The following is a 20155-nucleotide window of genomic DNA, read 5'->3' on the forward strand; positions in this document are numbered from 1 at the left end:
TGCTCTGTGCAACCTACTTTCGTAAGTCGTACCCCCTACGGGATTCGAACCCGCGCTACCGCCTTGAAAGGGCGGCGTCCTAGGCCGCTAGACGAAGGGGGCTCGTCCCGGATCTCTCCGGACCGGCTTTTCAACGGCTGTCCGTTGGGAGCTCGCATAGCTTATGTCAGGGTGCACGCAATTCCCAAATCGGCTGGTCACGCCGGGGAAGTGAGCTCCTCCAGCTGTGCCTGCGCCCGCCAGCCGTGCGCCCGGAACTTCGCGGCCCATTCCGTCGTGCAGCTCGCCTGCACCACCACCTCCAGCACCTCCCGGAAGCGGGTACGCAGATCCGGACCACCGCGGTGGGCGTCGACGATATAGCGCTGGCCGATCAGCGCGCCGGCGAGCGTGCGCGTGAAACGGTCGAGGTCGGTATCCGGTCGCAGCTGCCCCTGATCGACGGCTCCGACAGCCAGGCTCCGGATGGTCGAGCAGAGCATCCGGCAACCGCCGCCGTCCTGCTGCCCGAACCCCGGATCGATGACCAGACGGAATTCGGCCTGCACGATGATGTCGTGTTCGAGGCGCAGTGCCACCTCGTCGAAGATGCCGTGCAAAATATCGAGCGGGCCCAGTTCCGCCCGAATGAGCCAGCGATCGATAGTGCGGCCATATCGCTCTACGGCCGATTCGAGTACAGCCCGCGCCAGATCCTCTTTCGAGTCGAAATGGAAGTACATGGCGCCCTTGGTCGCTCGCGATCCTTCCAAAATACGGTTGAGCGAAGCCGCGGCATAGCCGCTCTTCCCGAACTCAACGGCGGCGGACCGGATAATTGCCGCCCTTGTCCGACGGGCCCGCTCTTGCTGCCGTGCCATGCTCGAAACGCCTCCGAAGCCTTGTGCATCCGCCGGAATTTCCACCTGCGGAATGCCCGCGACCGATCAGCTGCTTTCGACGAGCGGGCCGACGTCGCGAACGTATCCTGTTGTATCCGACCTTCGGTCGGTTTTATGACCTGTATAGAACTTTCGGTACGGAACCCAGCCCAATGGAGAAACACACCGGCTGGTATAATTTGAACGCCCGGGTGCGCCGCAGGGGGTGCGCATCCGGGCAACTCCGTTGCGCTCTGCCTCGTCCCCGATCCGCCTCCCGCAGCGTCGACCCAAGTGACACCCCGAATTCGCTGAATCGTCACGGTACTCGGAATCGGGTACCGACACGCGGTAAACCGATAGAGCCGTCTACGATTTCGCGAACGGGATTGTGCGAACGCAACATGGTTCGCCGAGTCGCGAATGGTCGAACGAATCGAACCGGGCAACACCGAATGTTCACCCGCCGAGGCGGGTTTCGAACCGGAGTTCAGCCGGCCACTCCTATCCCTCGGTGCATACCGCCTCGCCCAGGAGCGATCGCGAACCGCCGACACTCCGGGAAACTCGTCCCCGGGCCCCACTTTTGCGAGAATTCTGCCTTTACCGATCCAAAGACATTGGTATCCAACATATTTGGATCGTATCGTGCTACCCGTTGTATCAACAATGCCAGAGGTACCGTGTTTCGATACCCGGTGGTATGGTTTCGGATCGCCGAGCGCCTCGAAACGGGGCGGACAGCCGTACTACCTCGCCCGACGCCTCACCCACAGCTACCGGCCGGCGACGCCGGCACACCCCGGGTAGCTCCACCGAGTGACACAAAGCACCAGCGTAACCACCCGATTACGTCCTCGCACCGTCTTCCCAGTACACTATCGCCCGCGCCCCTATAGCTCAGTTGGTAGAGCTACGGACTTTTAATCCGCAGGTCCCAGGTTCGAGCCCTGGTGGGGGCACCGCTCGGGCTCCCGGTCGATCACCGGGAGCCCGTTTTCGTTCCCGGACGCCGAGCTGCCCCGCTGTGACTTCCACCAGGTTCTCGCCCCGGGCACTGTGACCGAAATCGGCCGCCGGCCGCCACGACCCGGGATGTGCCGTTTCCCACGCCCGCTAACGCAAATGGGAAGGCCGTCGATATGCCCATAACCGAGCTTCGGGTCATACACTCGCTGTGACAACCCGATGGCAGACGCCGTACATCACCGTGCACTCTGTGTCCCCCGGATGCGTTTCGCATCACACCTACGGTGCCGTAAGGTATGGCCGCATCGGCAACGGTCTACATCAGGTGACCCGCACCAACGCAACATATGAAGGGCTTGATCACATGGCAAGGGATCTGACTCAACTCGAGCTGCTCTCCGAGTTGGAGCCGGTTGCCGAGCAGAACGTCAACCGGCACCTCTCCTTGGCTAAAGAGTGGCATCCGCACGACTACGTCCCGTGGGACGAGGGGCGCAACTTCGCCGCGCTCGGCGGTGTGGACTGGGACCCCGAACAATCCAAGCTCAGCGAGGTCGCGAAGGCGGCCATGATCACCAACCTCCTCACCGAGGACAACCTGCCTTCCTACCACCGGGAAATCGCCGAGAATTTCTCCCAGGACGGCGCATGGGGAACCTGGGTCGGGCGCTGGACCGCCGAGGAGAACCGCCACGGCATCGCCATGCGCGACTACCTGGTGGTCACCCGCGGTGTGGACCCGGTGGCACTGGAACAGGCCCGGATGGTCCATATGACCAACGGCTTCGCCTCCCCCGCCGAGGCCGACGCCGGATTCCTGCACTCGGTCGCCTACGTGACCTTCCAGGAACTGGCCACCCGCGTCTCGCACCGCAACACCGGCAAGGTCTGCGACGACGCGATCGCCGACCGGATGCTGCAGCGCATCGCGGCCGACGAGAACCTGCACATGATCTTCTACCGCAATATGTGCGGAGCGGCCCTGGACCTCTGCCCGGACCAGGCACTGGACGCAATCACCCTGATCCTGGAGAACTTCCAGATGCCGGGCGCGGGGATGCCCAATTTCCGGCGCAACGGTGTCCTGATGGCCAAGCACGGGATCTACGATCTGCGCCAGCACCTCGAAGAGGTCGTTCAGCCGGTCCTCAAGAAATGGGATATTTTCGGCCGTACCGATTTCACCGCCCGCGGTGAGGAAACCCGGGAGCGGCTCGGCCTTTTCCTGGACAAACTGTCCAAGGACGTCGACAAATTCGAAGAACAGCGCGACCGGATGCTCGCCCGCGAGGCCGCCAAGCGGGAGAAGGCTCTCGCCGCGACCGGCAGCTGAGGCCGTTCACCCGTACCGCACGACACAGACGTAACCGCCGGGAACATCCCGGCGGTTACGTCGTTTCCGGCCCTATCAGTTTGTGGTGCCGTTCAGTTCATGGGTAGAGCGCCGTCCACTCCGCCCACATCGGTGACCTGCCAGCCGGCGTTCTCGTCCAGGGTCACGGTGTAGGTGACCGTTGTCTGGGTGCCGTCCGGGTTCTGCGCATTGGTCGAGGTGACGTTGACGAATACGTTCACTTCGAAGACCCCGTCCTGCTCGGACATGACCTTCGCGGTGATGGGGCTCGCCGTGGACGTCCATTGCAGCGGAACCAGGATCTGCTCCAGTTTCGGCGCCGTTTCGTCGAATTTCCCGGCCAACTGCGGGGTGGTGTTCTGCTTCAGCGCCGTGATCCAGGCGTCGAGATCCTGGAAGTTCACCGTGGCCGCGCCCACCGCGTATTCGGTGGCCAGTTGTTCGGCATGGCGGTCGTCGGCGGCGCGTTCGTCGCGTTCGGCCAGATCACTGCGCGCGGTGAAATACAGCGCCGCGAACACGATCGCCACCACCGCGAGCACGGCGATCAATGCGCCGCGGGCCAAGCTGGATACCTGAATAGACACGGTGCCCGGCCGTTCGGCACCGCGCTGCTCGCCCGGTTTGTCTTCCGGGGAATCGGTGGTGGGGGCTGCGCCGGCGCTCGGCTTGCTGCCGGGGTCTTCGGTCTGGTCGGCCATGGTTTGTCGTCCTCTTTCGTTCGCCCCCGGTCGAGTCGAACCCGGGCTGTGCAGGAAATGGTCGGTTATCGGGTTGCCGCCACCCGGAACTGTTCGCGCCGGTCGCATCCGTTGTATTCGGTGACGCTGTCTCGGGCGATGCGGTGTTCGGCCGGATCGCCTCCGGCGGCCGGCGGGTAAGGCCGTACCGCGTATCCACCGTGGTCGCGGGCCCGGGTCGGGCCGTGAACACCGGGCGATTCACTTTCCAAGAGGCTAACGGTGGCTCCGGCGCAATCGACCGGCAGGGGCGCGCGCCGGTGAGGCACCCGATAGTGACGCCGCACCCCGCAGCAGGGAAAATGGATCCTCATGCAGGCAGAGTTGGCACAGGAGACAGGTTTGCGGATCGGCCCCTACCCGGTCGACCCGCCAGTGGTACTCGCCCCGATGGCGGGGATCACGAACCTGGCATTCCGGAAACTCTGCCGGGAGTTCGGCAGCCCGACGGCGATCTATGTCTGCGAGATGATCACCGCCCGCGCCGTGGTGGAACGTAACGAGAAAACACTGCACATGATGTCGTTCGACCAGGGCGAGTCACCGCGATCCATGCAGTTGTACGGGGTGGACCCGGCCACGCTCGGCGAGGCCGTGCGCATCATCGTCGGCGAGGGCTGGGCCGACCATATCGATATGAACCTCGGCTGCCCGGTCCCGAAGGTGACCAGGCTCGGCGGCGGCGCCGCCCTGCCGTACAAGCGGAACCTGTTCGCCTCGATCGTCCGTGAGATGGTCCGGGCGGCCGAACCGGCCGGCGTTCCGGTGACCATGAAATTCCGGATCGGCATCGACGACGACCACCGCACCCATCTCGACACCGGCCGGATCGCCGAGGCCGAAGGTGCCGCGGCGGTCGCGCTGCATGCCCGCACCGCCGCCCAGCGCTACTCCGGCACCGCGGACTGGTCCGCCATCACACGGCTCAAAGAAGCGGTGACGACCATCCCCGTGCTGGGTAACGGGGATATTTTCAGTGCTGCTGACGCCGTCACGATGATGGCGCAGACCGGCTGCGACGGGGTTGTGGTCGGCCGCGGCTGCCTGGGCCGGCCCTGGTTGTTCGGCGAATTGAGCGCCGCCCTGCGTGGCGAACCCGCCCCCACCCCGCCGAACCTGGGCGAAGTGGGCAAGATCCTGGCCCGGCACGCCGGACTGCTCGCCGAACATCACGGCGAAGACAAGGGTATGCGCGATCTGCGCAAACATATGGCCTGGTACTTCATGGGCTTCCCGCTCGGCGCCGACCTGCGCCGCAGTTTCGCCACGGTCTCCTCGCTCGCCGAACTCGACGGCCTGATCGCACAGCTCGATCCCACCGTCCCCTTCCCCGCGGACGCCGAAGGTCCGCGCGGCCGGCAGGGCTCACCGGGCAAGGTCGCGCTGCCGCACGGCTGGCTCGACGATCCGGACGACGGCACCGTGCCCACCGCGGCCGATGTGATGCACAGCGGCGGCTGACCGAGTCGACACACCTCGACACGCCGAACGGCGGGTAGCCGAAACCATCGCTCGGCGCGTGAAAACATAGCTCCAGGCAACTTTCCAGCATTACCCGCACCGCCCGCCCGCTCGAGATGTCCGAGTGGCTCTCAGTGGCGAAATCGTTATCATTGCGGAATCCCGCCTCAGCCTTTCGAGCACGGCTGCGGCGGCAGCGAGTTGCGAAAGAGCGAGGTTCATTGGTGGGTGACGATCGGAACGGGCGTTCACCACGGCCCGGAGGTCGCGCACCGTGGGAGCGGTATCCCACGGCAGAGCCCCCCGAAATGGACGACGCACGAGGGGCTCGGCGGCAACGGCAACCCGAGCCGCCGGCAGACCAGGCGCCACTGACGGTGCAGGATCTGGTCGATCGGGTAGACAGCGAACGTACGGCCCGGCGCCGCCCGGGCGAAACAGGCCGGCATGCCTCGCCGGGCCCGGCGCAACCACCGCCGGACCGGGCAGTGAGTCCACCGCCGCGCCAGGGTGCCGAACCGCGACCGAGGCCGGAGGCTCCCGGGCCCACCGGCCCGCCGACCGGCCGAACCGCGCGGCCACCGGCCCCACCCGGCGGCCGGCCCCCCGGTCCGCCGCCGGGGAATGTGCCCGGACCGCACGCCACCGGCGCGACCCCGGCCCAGCCCGGACCGCCGCAGCGCCCCGCACCGCCGGGCGGCCCCGGGCCGCGCCGCCCCGACCGGGCACAACCTCCGGCGACGCGCTCCCAGCCACCGGTCCCGCCCACCCAGCGCGCCGACGGCGATCACGCGGGCCCCGCGCGCCCGCCCGCCTCTCGCGGCCCAGGGGACCAGCCCGGTCCGATTCGCCCGCCCGGACGCCCCATGGACCCCGGCCCGCGGGCGGGCAGTGATCCGCCGCCCGCGCGAGGCCCCGCCCGGCCGCCTACGGAAGGCCGGGCGGCCGTCCCCCCGCCGCCGCCCGAACCGGCCCGCGACGCTCCCCGCAACCGGCCGCCGAACGGCCGGCGTCCCGCGCCGGCCGCGGAGCCCGAACCCACGACCACGCTGTCCCAGCAACCGGACCCGGAGCGCGGGATTCCACGACCCGGTCCGGGCGGGGCTCCGAAACGCCCCCGGCAATCGCGCAGCACACTCGGGCGTCGCGGTAAAGGTGCCGCGGCCGCGGTCGACGAAAATGCCACCGACGTACTGGCGCCCCTCGACGAAGAGGGCGGAACCCGTGCCGGCGGACGAACCGATACCGGCGGCTGGCCCACCTCGGGTCCGGCCGAACCCGAAACAGTCGGCAAGCCGAAGCCACGATCGGCGGCCCTGTCGCGGCGCGAGAAACGGCTACGCCTGGCAGCCCGCGCGGGTGTCGCATTCCTCTCCGTACTGGCACTGCTGATCACCGGCGGCGGCTGGAGCTATCTGCGCGCCACCGGCAACAGCTTCACGCAGGTCTCGGCGCTCGCCGAGAACGAAGACGATGTGATCGATGCGCAGGCTCAGCTCGGTGACGAGAATTACCTGATCGTCGGCACCGATACCCGCGCCGGGGACAACGCCGAGGTCGGCGCCGGCACCGTGGAAGATGCCGAGGGCGCGCGCGCCGACACCACGATGCTGGTGCACATCCCGAAGAACCGGCAGCGGGTCGTGATCGTGTCTTTCCCCCGCGACCTGGACGTCACCCGGCCCGAATGCAAAGGCTGGGACAATCAGAAACCCGGCTACACCGATGAGGTGTTTCCGTCGGCCATGGGCGACAAACTCAACGCCGTGTACGCGCTGGGTGGCCCCCGCTGCCTGCTGTCCACTATCCAGCGTTTGACGGGTAGCACGATCAACCACTTCATCGGTATCGATTTCGCCGGTTTCGAACAGATGGTGGACAAGGTCGGTGGCGTCGAGGTGTGTGCGAGCAAACCACTCGAAGACGGCATGCTCGGCACGATCATCCCGGAGGCGGGGCGTCACAAGATCGATGGGAAGACCGCGCTCAACTATGTCCGGGCCCGGCACGTCTACGGCGAAGAACGCAGTGACTACGACCGCATCAACCGGCAGCAGAAGTTCCTCGCCTCGCTGCTGCGCGGCGCGTTGTCGAGCAAGATGCTGTTGGATCCCGGCAGGTTGAACGGATTCGTCCAGGCCTTCTCCAAGGCGACCTTCGTCGACCAGGTCGAACCCAACGACCTGCTGATGCTGGGCAAATCGCTGCAGGATCTGGAGTCCGGGGCGGTGACCTTCCTGACCGTGCCCACCGCGGGCACCACGTCCTACGGCAACGAGATCCCCCGCACCTCCGATATCCAGGCGATCTTCCAGGCGATCCGCGACGATCAGCCACTTCCCGGGGAGAAGACCGCACCGGCCCCACCGCCGACCTCCGAAGCTCCGGTGCCGCCGTCGCTCACGGCGGTGGATCCCAGCACCCTGTCGCTGCTGGTGTCCAACGGCTCGGGAATCGAGGGCCTGGCGAGTTCCACCGCGAGCGAGATGGCCAACGTCGGTTTCAACATCTACAACTACGGCAACTACACGGAAGGGAGCTCGACCGAGACGAAGGTCCGCTACTCCCCTGGTCACGAGGCCGAGGCGGCCACGGTGGCGAGCGCCATCCCCGGGGCGTCCATTCAGCTCGACGAGTCTCTCGGCAGCATTGTCGAACTCGTCCTCGGCGAGAACTACCAGCAGACCGTGAACGAACCAGCCCTGGTCGGTAGCCCCATCACCGATGTGGCGGCCGCCGGCACCGAACCGGTGGAACTGCCCAGCGACCTCGAACATGTGAACGCCGGCGACGATCCCTGCGCCGCGCCGTGACCACCGGAACAGCCCCCCTAGCGGGTTGTTCACCCTTTGTTGGTGACGTGGACAGTGCGGCGAACTAGTCTTCGTTTCATGCGTGTCATCTACAACGAGCGAATGGCCGATCTCGCCCACCTGCTGGGCGAGATGGCCGGTCTTGCCGGTTCGGCCATGGATCGCGCCACGCAGGCTCTGCTCCAGGCCGACCTGCCGCTGGCCGAACAGGTCATCAGCGAGGGGGATCGGATCGCCGAGATGATCGCCGACGCGGAGGAGAAGTCCTTCGCGCTGCTGGCCACGCAGGCCCCGGTCGCCGGCGATCTCCGGCAGGTGGTCAGCGCGATCCAGATCGTCAACGACGTCAACCGGATGGGTACGCTCGCCCTGCATGTGGCCAAGGTGGCCCGCCGCCGGCACCCCAACCACGCCCTGCCCGAGGCGGTCAACGGCTATTTCGCCGAAATGGGCCGGATCGCGGTCAGTATGGGCCAGGGCGCCAAGGAAGTACTGGAATCCCGCGACCCCGAACGCGCGGCGCAGCTCAACCAGGACGACGAGGCGATGGACGATCTGCATCGCCACCTGTTCACCCTGCTGATGGACCGGGAATGGAAGTACGGGGTGGCGCCCGCTGTCGATGTCACCCTGCTCGGCCGCTACTACGAGCGGTTCGCCGATCACGCGGTGGAGATCGGCCGCCGGGTCATCTTCCTGGTGACGGGCGAACTCCCCCCGGACACCGACAGCGAGAGCTGATCCGGCCGGTTTCAGCCCAGATATGAGTGTGGCCCGAGAGCAACCTCGGGCCACACTCATATCTGCAGGATGACCCCGATGCCCATCCCCGGATTCCCATGGGTGGGGCCCGCCCGGTTCTGGAGCGACCAGAGGGAGGGAGCGCAGCGACCGACCGGCGGGAGTGAAGAACCGGGCCCGAAAGGACCCCACCCTCGAGCCGCGGAGCGGCTCCAAAATCACAGCCCGCCCCTTCACCGATCGTCCACCCCGATAGCAGGGTCACCAGATCGCCAACCCGTCGCCGCGGGGCTGCCTCCAAAATTGCAACCCGCCCTTCACGGATGGTCTACGCGGCGACCGACATATCCAGAGCCCCGAGACTCCACACCACCCGAGACAGCGCAACAACGAGCACACCGCGCTTCACGGAAGATCTACCGTGAGACCAGGGACCACGGGCCCAACCTCCGCCATCGAAAGACCCGGCCATGCACACGATTCACCCGAAGCGGCCCGAAATATAATCCTCGGTAGCTTTCTCACCCGGATTGGAGAAGATCTTCTCGGTATCGTCGATCTCGACCAACCGGCCCGGTTTGCCCTGGGCTTCCAGGTTGAAGAATCCCGTCTTATCGCTCACCCGCGCCGCCTGCTGCATGTTGTGGGTGACGATGACGATCGTGTATTCCTTCTTCAGCTCGGTGATCAGGTCCTCGATCGCCAGCGTGGAGATCGGGTCCAGCGCCGAACAGGGCTCGTCCATCAGCAGGACATCCGGGGAGACTGCGATCGCGCGGGCGATGCACAGACGCTGCTGCTGGCCGCCGGACAATCCGCCGCCCGGCTTGTCGAGCCGGTCCTTCACCTCGTTCCACAGGTTCGCGCCGCGCAGCGAGCGTTCCGCGACCTCGTCCAGTTCGGATTTGTTGCGCATGCCTTGCAGTTTCAGGCCGGCCACCACATTGTCGCGAATGGACATGGTGGGGAACGGGTTCGGGCGCTGGAACACCATGCCGATGGTGCGGCGCACGCCCACCGGGTCCACCTGGGAGCCGTAGATGTCCTCGCCGTCGAGCATGACCGCGCCCGAGACGCCGGCGTTCGGGGTCACCTCGTGCATCCGGTTCAGCGACCGCAGTACGGTGGATTTACCGCATCCGGAGGGGCCGATGAAAGCGGTCACGCTGCGCGGCAAGACGTTCAGCGAGACATCCGCGACGGCATGGAATTTGCCGTAGTAGATGTTCAGGTCTTTGATATCGATGCGCTTGGCCATCTATTTTTCCGTTTCCGCCTTATCGGTTCCGCATCAGGAACTTGTTGACACCCGCGGCCGCCAGGTAGAGCAGTGCGATCAGCAGGATGAGCGTGAGCGCCGCACCCCATACGCGCTGGCGTCCCGCGTCTTCCGCGTTCGCCAGTTCCTGGTAGATCAGCAGCGGCAGCGAGGCCATATTGCCGTCGAAGATATTCATATTGATCGACTTGCTGTAGCCGACCAGCACCAGCACCGGCGCGGTCTCGCCCATGACGCGGGCCAACGCGAGCAGGATGCCGGATATCATGCCCGGCAGGGCGGTCGGGATAACGACCTTGACGATCGTCTTCCATTTCGGGATACCGAGCGCATAGGAGGCTTCGCGCAGTTCGTCGGGGACGAGTTTGAGCATTTCCTCGGTGTTGCGCACCACGACCGGCAGCATCAGCAACACCAGGGCCAGGGCGACCGCGAAGGAGCTCTGCGGGAAGCCCAGGGTCGCGATCCACAGGGCGAAGACGAACAGCGCGGCGACGATCGAGGGAATGCCGGCCAGGATATCGACCATGAAGGTGGTCACCTTGGCGAAGCGGCCGGTGCCGTATTCGATCAGGTAGATCGCGGCCATGATGCCCAGCGGTACCGCGATCACTGCCGCCACCGCCGATTGCACGATGGTGCCGTAGATCGCGTGGTAGACACCGCCACCACTCTGATCGGGCAGAATGCCCTTCTGCGAGTTCTGCCACCAGTCCAGCGAGAGGATCGCCTCGAAACCGTTGGCTATCACCATCCCCAGTACCCAGCCGAGTGGGATGAGGGCGATGAGGAAGCACAGTGTGAACAGCCCGGTGGCGACATTGTTCTTGATCTTCCGCGCGGTGCTCACATCGCGGAAGGTCGGCGCCTTGATCGGCTGATCGAATTTGGTCATGGTGGTCATCAGCCGTTCACCTTTCCACCGGCCACGAACCGGGCCAGCGCGTTGACCACGAACGTCAGTACGAAGAGCACGAAGCCCGCCGCGATATAGGCACCTGTCGGCAGCGGCGCGCTGAACTCGGCGGCGGCCGATGCGATTTTGGAGGCGAAGGTGAAACCGCCGTCGAACAGCGACCAGCCGCCCGCGTCCGCCGATGTTTTCAGGATGAGGAGCACGGCGATCGTCTCGCCGAGCGCCCGGCCCAGCCCGAGCATGGAACCGGCGATGACACCGCTACGCCCATAGGGCAGCACGGTCATCCGCACGACTTCCCATTTGGTGGCGCCGAGCGCCTGGGCCGCCTCGATATGCGCGGCGGGAGTCAGCGCGAACACTTCCCGGGCGACCGAGGTGATGATCGGCAGGATCATCACGGCCAGGACGATTCCGGCGGTGAAGATCGTGCCGCCGCCGGCGATGGAGACATTGCCGTCGGCGAACAGGAAGAACCAGCCCAGGTTGTCGTTGAGGAAATGCTGGATCGGTTTCAGGTAGGGCGCCAGCACCAGCAGACCCCACAGGCCGTACACGATCGAGGGCACCGCGGCCAGCAGATCGGTCAGCATCGAGAACGGGCGGGCCAGCTGTTTCGGTGCGTAGCGAGTAAGGAACAGCGCGATACCGACCCCGATCGGCACCGCGATGATGAGCGCGAACGCGGAGCTCAACACCGTCACCATGAACAGGTCGCGGATACCGAAGCGGAGGTTGTCCGCATCGCCGGTGTTGAACTCCGTGCTGGTGAAGAAGTTCACCTGGTCAGCCCCGAGCGAAGGCACCGCGCGGATGAGCAGGAACAACGCGATCAATGCGATCGAGCCCACGATGATCGCGGCGGCGGCTACGGCCAGCGATTTGAAGACCTGTTCGGCCCGCCGGCCGTGCCCGCCGCCCTGTGGGCTCAGCGGCGATTTGTTCGGTTCGCTCGACATGGATGCGGTGTCTCCGGCCTTACGCGGGCTCGCCCCGGTGGACGAGCCCGCGGAGGCTACCTCTGGGTTGACTGTCATATTCGCACTATCAGGAGATGGCGTTGATCGCCGTGGTCAGCTTGGTTTTGAACTGCTCCGGGATCGGTACGTAGCCGTTGTCCTCCAGGCCTTCCTGACCGTTGGTGATGGCCGAGGTAAGGAACCCCTTGACCGCGGCGGCGACCTCACCGTCGGCGTACTTCGAGCAGACGATCTCGTAGGTCGGCAGGATGATCGGGTAGGAACCGGCTTCGGTGGGCTTGTAGAACGACGAGGTGTCGAGCACCAGGTCGTTGCCCTCGCCCTTGATCTTCACGCCGTCGATCGCCTTGCCCGCGGTCTCCGAGGTGAGTTCGACCGGCTCCGGCCCGGCGGAGGTGATGACCCGCACCTGGGAGAGGTTCTGCGCCTTGGCGAAGGACCACTCGTTGTAGGAGATCGAGTTCGGGGTCGACTTCACCGCGGCCGAGGTGCCCTCGTTGCCCTTGGCACCTTCACCGACGCCGCCGTTGAAGACCTTGCCCGCATCCTTGCCCCAGGCGCCGTCGGAGGCCGCATCGAGGTAGAGCTGGAAGTTGTCGGTGGTACCGGACTCGTCGGACCGGTAGATGACCTTGATGGGCTCGGCGGGCAGTTGCGCGTCCGGGTTGAGCGCCTTGATCTCCGGCGCGTCCCAGGTCTTGACGGTGCCGTTGAAGACCTTGGCCATAGTGGGTCCGTCGAGCGCCAGATCGGTGACGCCTGCGACGTTGTAGGTGATGGCGATCGGACCGAACACCGTCGGCAGGTTCCAGGCCGGCGAGGCGCAGCGCTCGGCGGCCTTCGCCACCTCGCCCTTGGATTCGCTCAGCGGCGAGTCGGAACCGGCGAAATCGGTCTGGCCGCCGAGGAATTCCTTCACGCCCGCGCCCGAACCGCTCGAGGTGTAGTTGAGTGTCTGGCCGTCGCAGTTGGTTTCGTAGGCTGCGGTGAAACGCTCGACGGCGTTCTTCTGCGCCGACGAACCGCTGGCCTTGAGTGCTTCTGCGCCACCGCACTGGACGTCGGCGTTGGCTTCGACACCGGTCGCGCCGGTGTTGTCGTCGCTGCCGCAGGCAGCCAACGGCAGGATCGCGGCGGCGAGAACGCCGACGATGGCGCTGCTGCGCTTGAACTTCACTCCAGTCCTCCGGATACATCCTGCTCGCCCGGTCCCTCACCGGCCCGGACGGGCCTCATGATGTGACTGTTCCCGGGGGAACTTGCACACCAGGCGGCCCACGACCGCCCAGAATCAACCTAGGGGCCGTCGGTAGACAGCCGGACCAGGGCGAGTGAACGGAAAGTGAACACCGGCGGAGTGATGGCGCCCGATATGTGTGATATTTGCCGCGCTGTTACTCAGCACACCCTCGAACGCCCCGGGCGGTCGCTTTTATCCGTCGCCGTCCGGCGCCGAGTAGGCGATATCGATATGCGCCGGACCGAAACCGAGACGGCTGTAGGTCCGGACCGCGGCGGTGTTGTCGGCCTCGGTGTACAGCAGCACCTCGCCCAGGCCGGCGTCCCGCAGGTGGTGCAGGCCGATCAGCGTGAGCAACCGGCCGAGCCCACGGCCCTGCGCGGCGGGATCGATACCCACCACATAGACCTCACCGGCCGGCGGGTCCTCGTCGTGGACCTTGGTCCAGTGGAAACCGAGCAACCGGCCGGGATCGTCGGCGGCGAAGGCCAGGAACAACCCTGCCGGGTCGAACCAGGATTCGGCGCGACGCTGCACCAGTTCGGACTCGGTCCATCCCCCCTGCTCAGGGTGCCAATCGAAGGCCGCGTTGTTGACCCGGAGCAGTTCGGCATCATCGGCCGGGCCGGCGTAGTGACGAACCACGAGATCCGCCGGGACCTCCACCTCCGGTAGCTGTGGAGTTGCCAGCGGCCGGCGCATCTGCCACAGCTCCCGCGCCGCGACCAGACCCAGCCGGGCCGCGACCGCCTCCGCCGCGGGCAGTTTCCCGTGCGCCCACACCCGGGCCCCGCTACCGCCGGCGGCGAGCACGGCGGCCACCAGTTCCCGGCCGATGCCCCGGCCGCGATGCTGGGGCGCCACGGCGGCCTCGGCCATGGCGGGGTGTTCGTCGTGCGCCGGAGTAAGCCCCGCGTATCCGGCCACCGCACCGTCACTCAGGGCAAGCAGATGCCGGACCGGCGAATCCCCTCGCAACGCGAGCAGCCCCTGTTCGGAAACCGGTGCAACACCGTCCGCCGCCGCGGCGGCGGCCAGCAGGGCACTCACCTCGTCACCGTTGCCGAGTGCACCGTCTGCCCAGCGCAATTCGATATCGGGCATCGCTTCCACGCTCACTGGACCGTACCGTTCACCGGGGCCATCGAATCCTCTTCCGCACCCTCGCGGTCTCCGTTACCGGCGCGGGATTCGGCATCGCCCTTGTTCTGCGACCGAGCCGGTCGCACAGCCTTGTAACCCACATTGCGGACCGTACCGATCAACGATTCGTATTCGCTGCCCAGCTTCGCCCGCAACCGCCGCACGTGCACATCGACCGTACGGGTGCCGCCGAAGAAGTCGTACCCCCATACCTCCTGCAACAGCTGCGCCCGAGTGAAAACCCGGCCGGCATGCTGCGCGAGATACTTCAACAGCTCGAACTCTTTATAGGTGAGGTCGAGCGGGCGCCCACGCAACCGCGCGGTATAGGTGCCCTCGTCGATCACCAGCTCGCCCAGGGTGATCTTTCCGGTGTTCTCCGGGCTCGCCGCCCCACCGGTGCGGCCGACCAGCAACCGCAACCGGGCATCGAGCTCGGCCGGACCGGTACCGGGCAGCAGAATATCGTCGAGACCCCAATCGGCGTTCACCGCGACCAGACCGCCCTCGGTGAGCACGGCCACCACCGGAACCGACGATCCCGTACTGCCGAGCAGCCGGCACAAACCGCGCGCAGCGGCCAGATCGGTTCGCGCATCCACCAGCGCGATATCGGCGGTACCCGCCTCGAGCAACGATGCCACCTCGGTCGGCGCGGGCCGCACGGTATGTGCGAGCAGCGATAGCGAAGGCAGAACCGAATCGGGGTCCGGATCGGCAGTCAGCAGGAGCAGCTCCACGGCACTCCTCCCATCTCGTAGCTACGCGAAAGCCAGCTTCGTCGCCGTCGCCACGTTGCTTATCCACAAGTGATGGCTGCAAGATTAGCGCGCTGAGTCATGGCGGCGCCTACGGCGCCGCGGGTTCGGGGCCCCCTTGGTCTCGTTCTTCACTCCTCCGCTCCTCCGCTTCGCTCCCCCGCTGTGTCATGGCGCCGCCTCCGGCAGCGCGGGTTCGGGTCCCCTGAGGTCTCGAATCTTCCCTCCTCCGCTCCTCCGCTCCGCTCCCCCGCTCCGTCAGTCCAGATCCGAGACGGGACCCGAACCACAGAGGTGAACCGCAGGCAGCGGGCGATTTCGGGGCATCGCCGTTGCGATTCCGGAAAGCGTACCGCGGGCAGCCGACCCGCGGGGCGTCCATTAGGGTGCATGACATGCGGAAGCTGATCATCGGACTGCTGTGCCTGGCCGGCCTGGCAGTGGTCGCCGATTTCGGCGCGGCCGCATATTCGGAATACCGGGTGTCGCGATCGCTGCGGGTGGGCGCCGAACTCAGTGCCGACCCGGAAGTCACCTTCCACGGCTTCCCATTCCTGCGCCAGGCGCTCGGCGGCCGCTACGACAATATCGAGGTCAACGCCGATAGTGTGCGCGCCGATATCCCCGGCGAAATCGCGCTCGAAGCCACCCTGCTGGGGATGCGGTTGCCGTTCGGCGACCTCGTCGACGGCCGGGTACGCAGCCTGCCGGTGGATCAGGTGGATGTCCGGATGCGGGTCGCTCCCACCGAGCTCGGCCGGCTGTTCGGCATCCCCGACCTCGAAGTGCATTCGCGGCCCGCGGACAAATCCGACGGAACCGGCGGCTCGGGCGGGTCGGGAATGACCACCGCGGGCGCACTGGTACTGACCGGGACGCTACCGAAGGCCCCCAGCGGCCAGCAGGGCGCGAGTTTCACCGGGGAACGGGTCAGCGTGGCGGCGGATCTGCTGCTCGACGGCGACCAGGTGCGGATAGTGGCCACCGGGCTGTACTCCGACGAACTCTCCCCCGTCCCGTCGGAGCCGGTGGTCGACGAGGCCGATATCCCGGCGGTACTGGCGATGTTCACCCGTACCATCGATACCAAGGAACTCCCCTTCGGGATCCGGCCCACCGAGGTCACCGCACTGGGTGGCCATATCGTGGTAGAGGGCCGGGGTGAAGATGTGACGATCGACCTGAACAGATTGCGGCGACCATGATCGAGATCACCATTCTGGTGGCAATGCTGCTGGCAGGGCTGGCAGTGGGGCTCTACCTGCGCCACCGCGAAGGCGCGGTACGGAACGCTCCGGTCACCCTCGATCGCGATACCGCCGCCCGCGACGAACTGCTGGTGGCCGCCGGGGTCACCGGGGCCGGGCCGGCGGTCCTGCATTTCTCGGCGGATTGGTGCGGGCCGTGTGCCGCGGTGCGCCGGGTCGTCGCGGACGCCACCGCGGACCTCGCCGATTCCCCGCAACCGCCGCGGGATATCGAGATCGATATCGACGCGGATCCGGCGCTGGCCCGAGCGTTGAACGTGCTCTCGCTGCCCACCACCTTCGTCTTCGACGCCGAGGGGCGGGAACGGTTCCGCATCTCCGGGGTACCCAAGACGAGCGATCTGCGCAGCGCGCTCAGCCCACTGACAGCCGCGCTGTAATTTCCCGCTGACAGCACCTCCGTGATTCCTGGAGGCGCGGCCGGGGGCACTGATCGAGGCCTTCTCCGCAAGCGCGCGAGCTGTGCTCTCGGAGCGGCTCCGCGACACCGAGGCGCGGGGCCTTTACATCGACGCCGACTCCAGCATCATGGGCTCGAGACCCTGTTGATGCTGTGCTCGGGCAGACCGTTTGTGAAGGGGCGGGCTGTGATTTTGGAGACGCTCCGCGTCTCGAGGGTGGGGCCCTTGGAGGCCCGGTTCTTCACTCCTCCGCTCCTCCGCTTCGCTCCCCCGCTCCGTCGCTCCAGAACCGGGCGGGCCCCACCCCGAGGAAGGTGAACCATCCGGGCTCGGAGTGAACCACCCGGGCTCGTGGTAGGCCGTCCGGGGCTGGGGGTCGTGTGGCCATCCGTAGAGGGGTGGGGCTGTGATTTTGGAGACGCTCCGCGTCTCGAGGGTGGGGCCCTTGGAGGCCCGGTTCTTCACTCCTGCGCTCCTCCGCTTCGCTCCCCCGCTCCGTCGCTCCAGAACCGGGCGGGCCCCACCGATGGAGGTGCTGAACCGTCCGGAGAGGTGGGGAGGGTGGTGGTCGGTATCGGGGGATCGGGACCGGTCCGGTCCGAGGTCGCGAATAGTTTTCGGTGCCCGGGGGCCCGCCCAATGGGGTGGGGTGGGCCTGAGGCGCGAGTGGAGGCGAGAAGCATGGGTTCACTCGGGGGCAGTTCGGGACCGGGACGGTCCGGGATCGGGAATGGTTGCCGCAAGGCCCCCTGACCAGGGGATTACCCCCTACCCATTGGATCCTCGGCGGGATTGGGTAGACTGCGCGTTGTGCAAAACCACCGCGAGCTGATGCTCACCCGTCGCCGCACAGTCGATCTGTGCCGCCTCGGTGGTTGTTGCTGCCTGTGCCGCTGAGCGGTCGGCTCTTTTCCTGACGCCGACCACGGTTCGTCCGCGCGAGTGATTCATCCCCCGGCGAACCGGCCGAATTCCGCCGAACAGTTCGAGCGCAGGAGTTTCTTTCATGCCCCCTATCACCACCTCGACAAGCGGCCCGGGGACAGCCGCCGGGCAGGTCGATATCCGTGGTCCCCGCTTCGTCGCCTGGATCACCACGGGCGTCCTGGTCGTGGTGCTGCTGCTGGCTGCCGTGAACACACCGGCCGCTGCGGTGCTGATCGCGATCCAAGCCGTCGTTTTCGCGCTGGGCGCGGCCCTGGGACCACGCCGGCATCCGTACGGCCTGCTCTACGCTCGTCTCGTCGCGCCACGTTTGGGACCGGTCACCGAAACCGAGCCGGCCGCGCCGCTGCGGTTCGCCCAGCTGCTCGGTTTCGTGTTCGCTGCCGTGAGCTTGCTGGGTTTCCTGCTCGGCGTCTCCGTGGTGGGCGCGCTCTTCGCCGGGTTCGCCCTGTTCGCGGCATTCCTGAATGCCGCGTTCGGTATCTGCCTCGGCTGCAAGATCTACCCGCTGGTCACCCGGCTGGTCCCCCGTTCCCTGTCCGAATCTCCCGCACCGAACTGAATCGCTAGTCACCACTGAAAGGAAACAAATGGCTCGCTCCGATGTCCTGGTCTCCGTCGACTGGGCCGAAGAGAATCTCAAGACCCCCGGCGTCGTCTTCGTCGAGGTCGACGAGGACACCTCCGCCTACGAGGGCGGGCACATCGAGGGCGCCGTCCGGCTCGATTGGAAGACCGACCTGCAGGATCAGGTTCGTCGTGACTTCGTGAACCAGGAGCAGTTCTCCGCGCTGCTCTCGGAACGCGGAATCGCCAACGACGACGAGGTCGTACTCTACGGCGGCAACAACAACTGGTTCGCCGCATACGCGTACTGGTACTTCAAGCTTTACGGGCACAACAACGTCAAACTGCTCGACGGCGGCCGCAAGAAGTGGGAGCTCGACGGGCGTCCGCTCTCCCGTGACGCGGTTTCCCGCCCGGCCACCCAGTACAAGGCCGCCGCACCGGACAACTCGATCCGCGCGTTCCGCGACGAGGTCATCGCCGCCATCGGCACCAAGAACCTGGTCGACGTGCGCTCCCCCGACGAGTTCACCGGCAAGATCCTGGCTCCTGCGCACCTGCCGCAGGAGCAGAGCCAGCGGCCCGGCCATATCCCGAGCGCGATCAACGTGCCGTGGAGCAAGGCCGCGAACGAAGACGGCACCTTCAAATCGGATAAGGACCTCGCCGAGCTCTACAGCGAGGCCGGGCTGGACGGCAACAAGGAAACCATCGCCTACTGCCGTATCGGCGAGCGTTCCTCGCACACCTGGTTCGTGCTGCAGGAGCTGCTCGGACACCAGAACGTCAAGAACTACGACGGCAGCTGGACCGAATACGGTTCGCTGGTCGGCGCACCGATCGAGTTGGGAGAGTAACCACCATGTGCGCAGCACCCACCCAAGGTCAGGCCATTCCGGCCGGCGTCGATGTGGAGAAGGAGACGGTTATCACCGGCCGTGTCCTCGGCACCGACGGCGAGCCCGTAGCGGGCGCCTTCGTCCGCCTGCTCGACGGCAACGGTGATTTCACCGCCGAGGTCGTCGCCTCCGGAACCGGCGATTTCCGCTTCTTCGCGGCCCCCGGCACCTGGACCCTGCGGGCGTTGTCGTCCGCGGGTAACGGCACCTCCGAGCTGAAGCCCGAAGGCCCCGGCATCCACAACGTGGACGTCACCGTCGCGAAGTAGCAGCTGAACGGAACGGCCCAGGACCGCCTCATAAGAGCCGGTCCTGGGCCGTTCCGCATTCTGGACTGTCAGACCTGGCCTATGCCTCCGGCACGGCCGATGCGAGATGCTGTTCGGTGCTCTTGCGGGTGACGCCGGCCAGCCGGTCGTGCACGGCGATCACGGGTTCGTCCCGCACCGGTCCCGCCGCGCCCGGCCCGGGTACACGGAGCCCCGTAAGCACGCAGCCGACACCAACGACACTGGACAATCACCGCACACCACTGCGACGCCCCACCGCCGCTGCCGCGATCCTTCACGGACCGCCGCAAGAGTAGCCCCCGCGATTCGATCGAACACCGAATCCCGGCCGACCAACAGCCGTGCCGATTTCAGCTAGGCCGGCAGCGGCTCGCCGTTTCACACCGGACCCGACGCAACCAGCGGCGCAGCCGAGTCTTACGAGGCCCTGTGAGGTTTTGGCCCGTCCCTGCTGTCAGCACTCGATGCAATGCGGCGCAGCCGCGAGCATCGAGTGCTGACAGCAGGGACCAAGGGGGCCAAAAACCACAC

Annotated in this window: 17 protein-coding genes and 2 tRNA genes; 10 read left to right on the forward strand and 9 right to left on the reverse strand. The window is 66.5% G+C overall.

The features are described 5' to 3' along the window. Positions 1–29: 29 nt before the first annotated feature. Positions 30–102, reverse strand: a tRNA-Glu gene (locus ACFWPH_RS10780). Positions 103–197: 95 nt separating this feature from the next. Continuing rightward, positions 198–860, reverse strand: a complete 663-nt coding sequence (locus ACFWPH_RS10785) for a TetR family transcriptional regulator (RefSeq protein WP_378750635.1) — start codon at positions 858–860, stop codon at positions 198–200. An 889-nt stretch (positions 861–1749) separates the two neighbouring features. On the opposite strand from ACFWPH_RS10785, the gene ACFWPH_RS10790 reads away from it, so the two are divergent. Next, positions 1750–1822, forward strand: a tRNA-Lys gene (locus tag ACFWPH_RS10790). Between the two features lie 371 nt (positions 1823–2193). Beyond that, the gene (locus ACFWPH_RS10795; protein WP_378749768.1) at positions 2194–3162 is read left to right on the forward strand and encodes an acyl-ACP desaturase; all 969 of its coding nucleotides are present in this window, start codon (positions 2194–2196) and stop codon (positions 3160–3162) included. Between the two features lie 92 nt (positions 3163–3254). Here ACFWPH_RS10795 and ACFWPH_RS10800 read toward each other — a convergent pair whose 3' ends face one another. Then, positions 3255–3884: a hypothetical protein gene (locus ACFWPH_RS10800; protein ID WP_378749770.1), complete on the reverse strand. Its 630-nt coding sequence runs from the start codon at positions 3882–3884 to the stop codon at positions 3255–3257. A gap of 351 nt (positions 3885–4235) precedes the next feature. Between ACFWPH_RS10800 and dusB the strand changes: the two genes are divergently transcribed. From dusB to phoU, 3 genes are all read left to right on the forward strand, one after another. Continuing rightward, complete coding sequence (gene dusB, locus ACFWPH_RS10805; RefSeq protein WP_378749772.1) at positions 4236–5384, forward strand: tRNA dihydrouridine synthase DusB; 1149 nt, start codon at positions 4236–4238, stop codon at positions 5382–5384. Positions 5385–6250: 866 nt separating this feature from the next. Beyond that, complete coding sequence (locus ACFWPH_RS10810; protein WP_378749774.1) at positions 6251–8197, forward strand: LCP family protein; 1947 nt, start codon at positions 6251–6253, stop codon at positions 8195–8197. A gap of 78 nt (positions 8198–8275) precedes the next feature. Continuing rightward, positions 8276–8938 (forward strand): phosphate signaling complex protein PhoU, encoded by a 663-nt coding sequence (gene phoU / locus ACFWPH_RS10815; protein WP_033244111.1) that lies wholly within the window; start codon positions 8276–8278, stop codon positions 8936–8938. A gap of 481 nt (positions 8939–9419) precedes the next feature. On the opposite strand, the gene pstB is transcribed toward phoU, so the two are convergent. The 6 genes from pstB to ACFWPH_RS10845 all read right to left on the reverse strand — a co-directional run bounded on the left by pstB (position 9420) and on the right by ACFWPH_RS10845 (position 15236). Next, the gene (gene pstB / locus ACFWPH_RS10820) at positions 9420–10196 is read right to left on the reverse strand and encodes a phosphate ABC transporter ATP-binding protein PstB (protein ID WP_378749776.1); all 777 of its coding nucleotides are present in this window, start codon (positions 10194–10196) and stop codon (positions 9420–9422) included. A 19-nt stretch (positions 10197–10215) separates the two neighbouring features. Next, the gene (pstA, locus tag ACFWPH_RS10825) at positions 10216–11121 is read right to left on the reverse strand and encodes a phosphate ABC transporter permease PstA (RefSeq protein ID WP_280413829.1); all 906 of its coding nucleotides are present in this window, start codon (positions 11119–11121) and stop codon (positions 10216–10218) included. Next, positions 11121–12170 (reverse strand): phosphate ABC transporter permease subunit PstC, encoded by a 1050-nt coding sequence (gene pstC, locus ACFWPH_RS10830; protein WP_378749778.1) that lies wholly within the window; start codon positions 12168–12170, stop codon positions 11121–11123. The genes pstA and pstC overlap by 1 nt, the downstream gene beginning before the upstream one ends. 10 nt (positions 12171–12180) lie before the next feature. After that, on the reverse strand, positions 12181–13290 hold the full coding sequence (pstS, locus tag ACFWPH_RS10835; RefSeq protein WP_378749780.1) for a phosphate ABC transporter substrate-binding protein PstS: 1110 nt from the start codon (positions 13288–13290) through the stop codon (positions 12181–12183). A gap of 255 nt (positions 13291–13545) precedes the next feature. Further along, positions 13546–14457 carry a mycothiol synthase gene (gene mshD / locus ACFWPH_RS10840; RefSeq protein WP_378749782.1) on the reverse strand — a complete coding sequence of 304 codons (912 nt, stop codon included), beginning with the start codon at positions 14455–14457 and terminating at the stop codon, positions 13546–13548. A gap of 11 nt (positions 14458–14468) precedes the next feature. Then, positions 14469–15236: a winged-helix domain-containing protein gene (locus ACFWPH_RS10845; RefSeq protein WP_378749784.1), complete on the reverse strand. Its 768-nt coding sequence runs from the start codon at positions 15234–15236 to the stop codon at positions 14469–14471. Positions 15237–15649: 413 nt separating this feature from the next. Here ACFWPH_RS10845 and ACFWPH_RS10850 point away from each other — a divergent pair, with 413 nt between their 5' ends. The 5 genes from ACFWPH_RS10850 to ACFWPH_RS10870 all read left to right on the forward strand — a co-directional run bounded on the left by ACFWPH_RS10850 (position 15650) and on the right by ACFWPH_RS10870 (position 19603). Then, positions 15650–16459, forward strand: a complete 810-nt coding sequence (locus tag ACFWPH_RS10850) for an LmeA family phospholipid-binding protein (RefSeq protein WP_062972572.1) — start codon at positions 15650–15652, stop codon at positions 16457–16459. Further along, positions 16456–16902, forward strand: a complete 447-nt coding sequence (locus ACFWPH_RS10855) for a thioredoxin family protein (protein WP_378749787.1) — start codon at positions 16456–16458, stop codon at positions 16900–16902. Before ACFWPH_RS10850 ends, ACFWPH_RS10855 begins: the two co-directional genes overlap by 4 nt. 1027 nt (positions 16903–17929) lie before the next feature. After that, positions 17930–18430: a DUF4395 domain-containing protein gene (locus ACFWPH_RS10860; protein ID WP_378749789.1), complete on the forward strand. Its 501-nt coding sequence runs from the start codon at positions 17930–17932 to the stop codon at positions 18428–18430. Positions 18431–18458: 28 nt separating this feature from the next. Next, a complete protein-coding gene (locus ACFWPH_RS10865; RefSeq protein WP_378749791.1) occupies positions 18459–19292 on the forward strand; it encodes a sulfurtransferase in 834 nt (277 codons plus the stop codon). A gap of 5 nt (positions 19293–19297) precedes the next feature. Continuing rightward, on the forward strand, positions 19298–19603 hold the full coding sequence (locus tag ACFWPH_RS10870) for a DUF1416 domain-containing protein (protein ID WP_378749793.1): 306 nt from the start codon (positions 19298–19300) through the stop codon (positions 19601–19603). The last annotated feature ends 552 nt before the right edge of the window (positions 19604–20155 follow it).

Source organism: Nocardia sp. NPDC058499, assembly GCF_042719915.1.
GTDB lineage: Bacteria > Actinomycetota > Actinomycetes > Mycobacteriales > Mycobacteriaceae > Nocardia.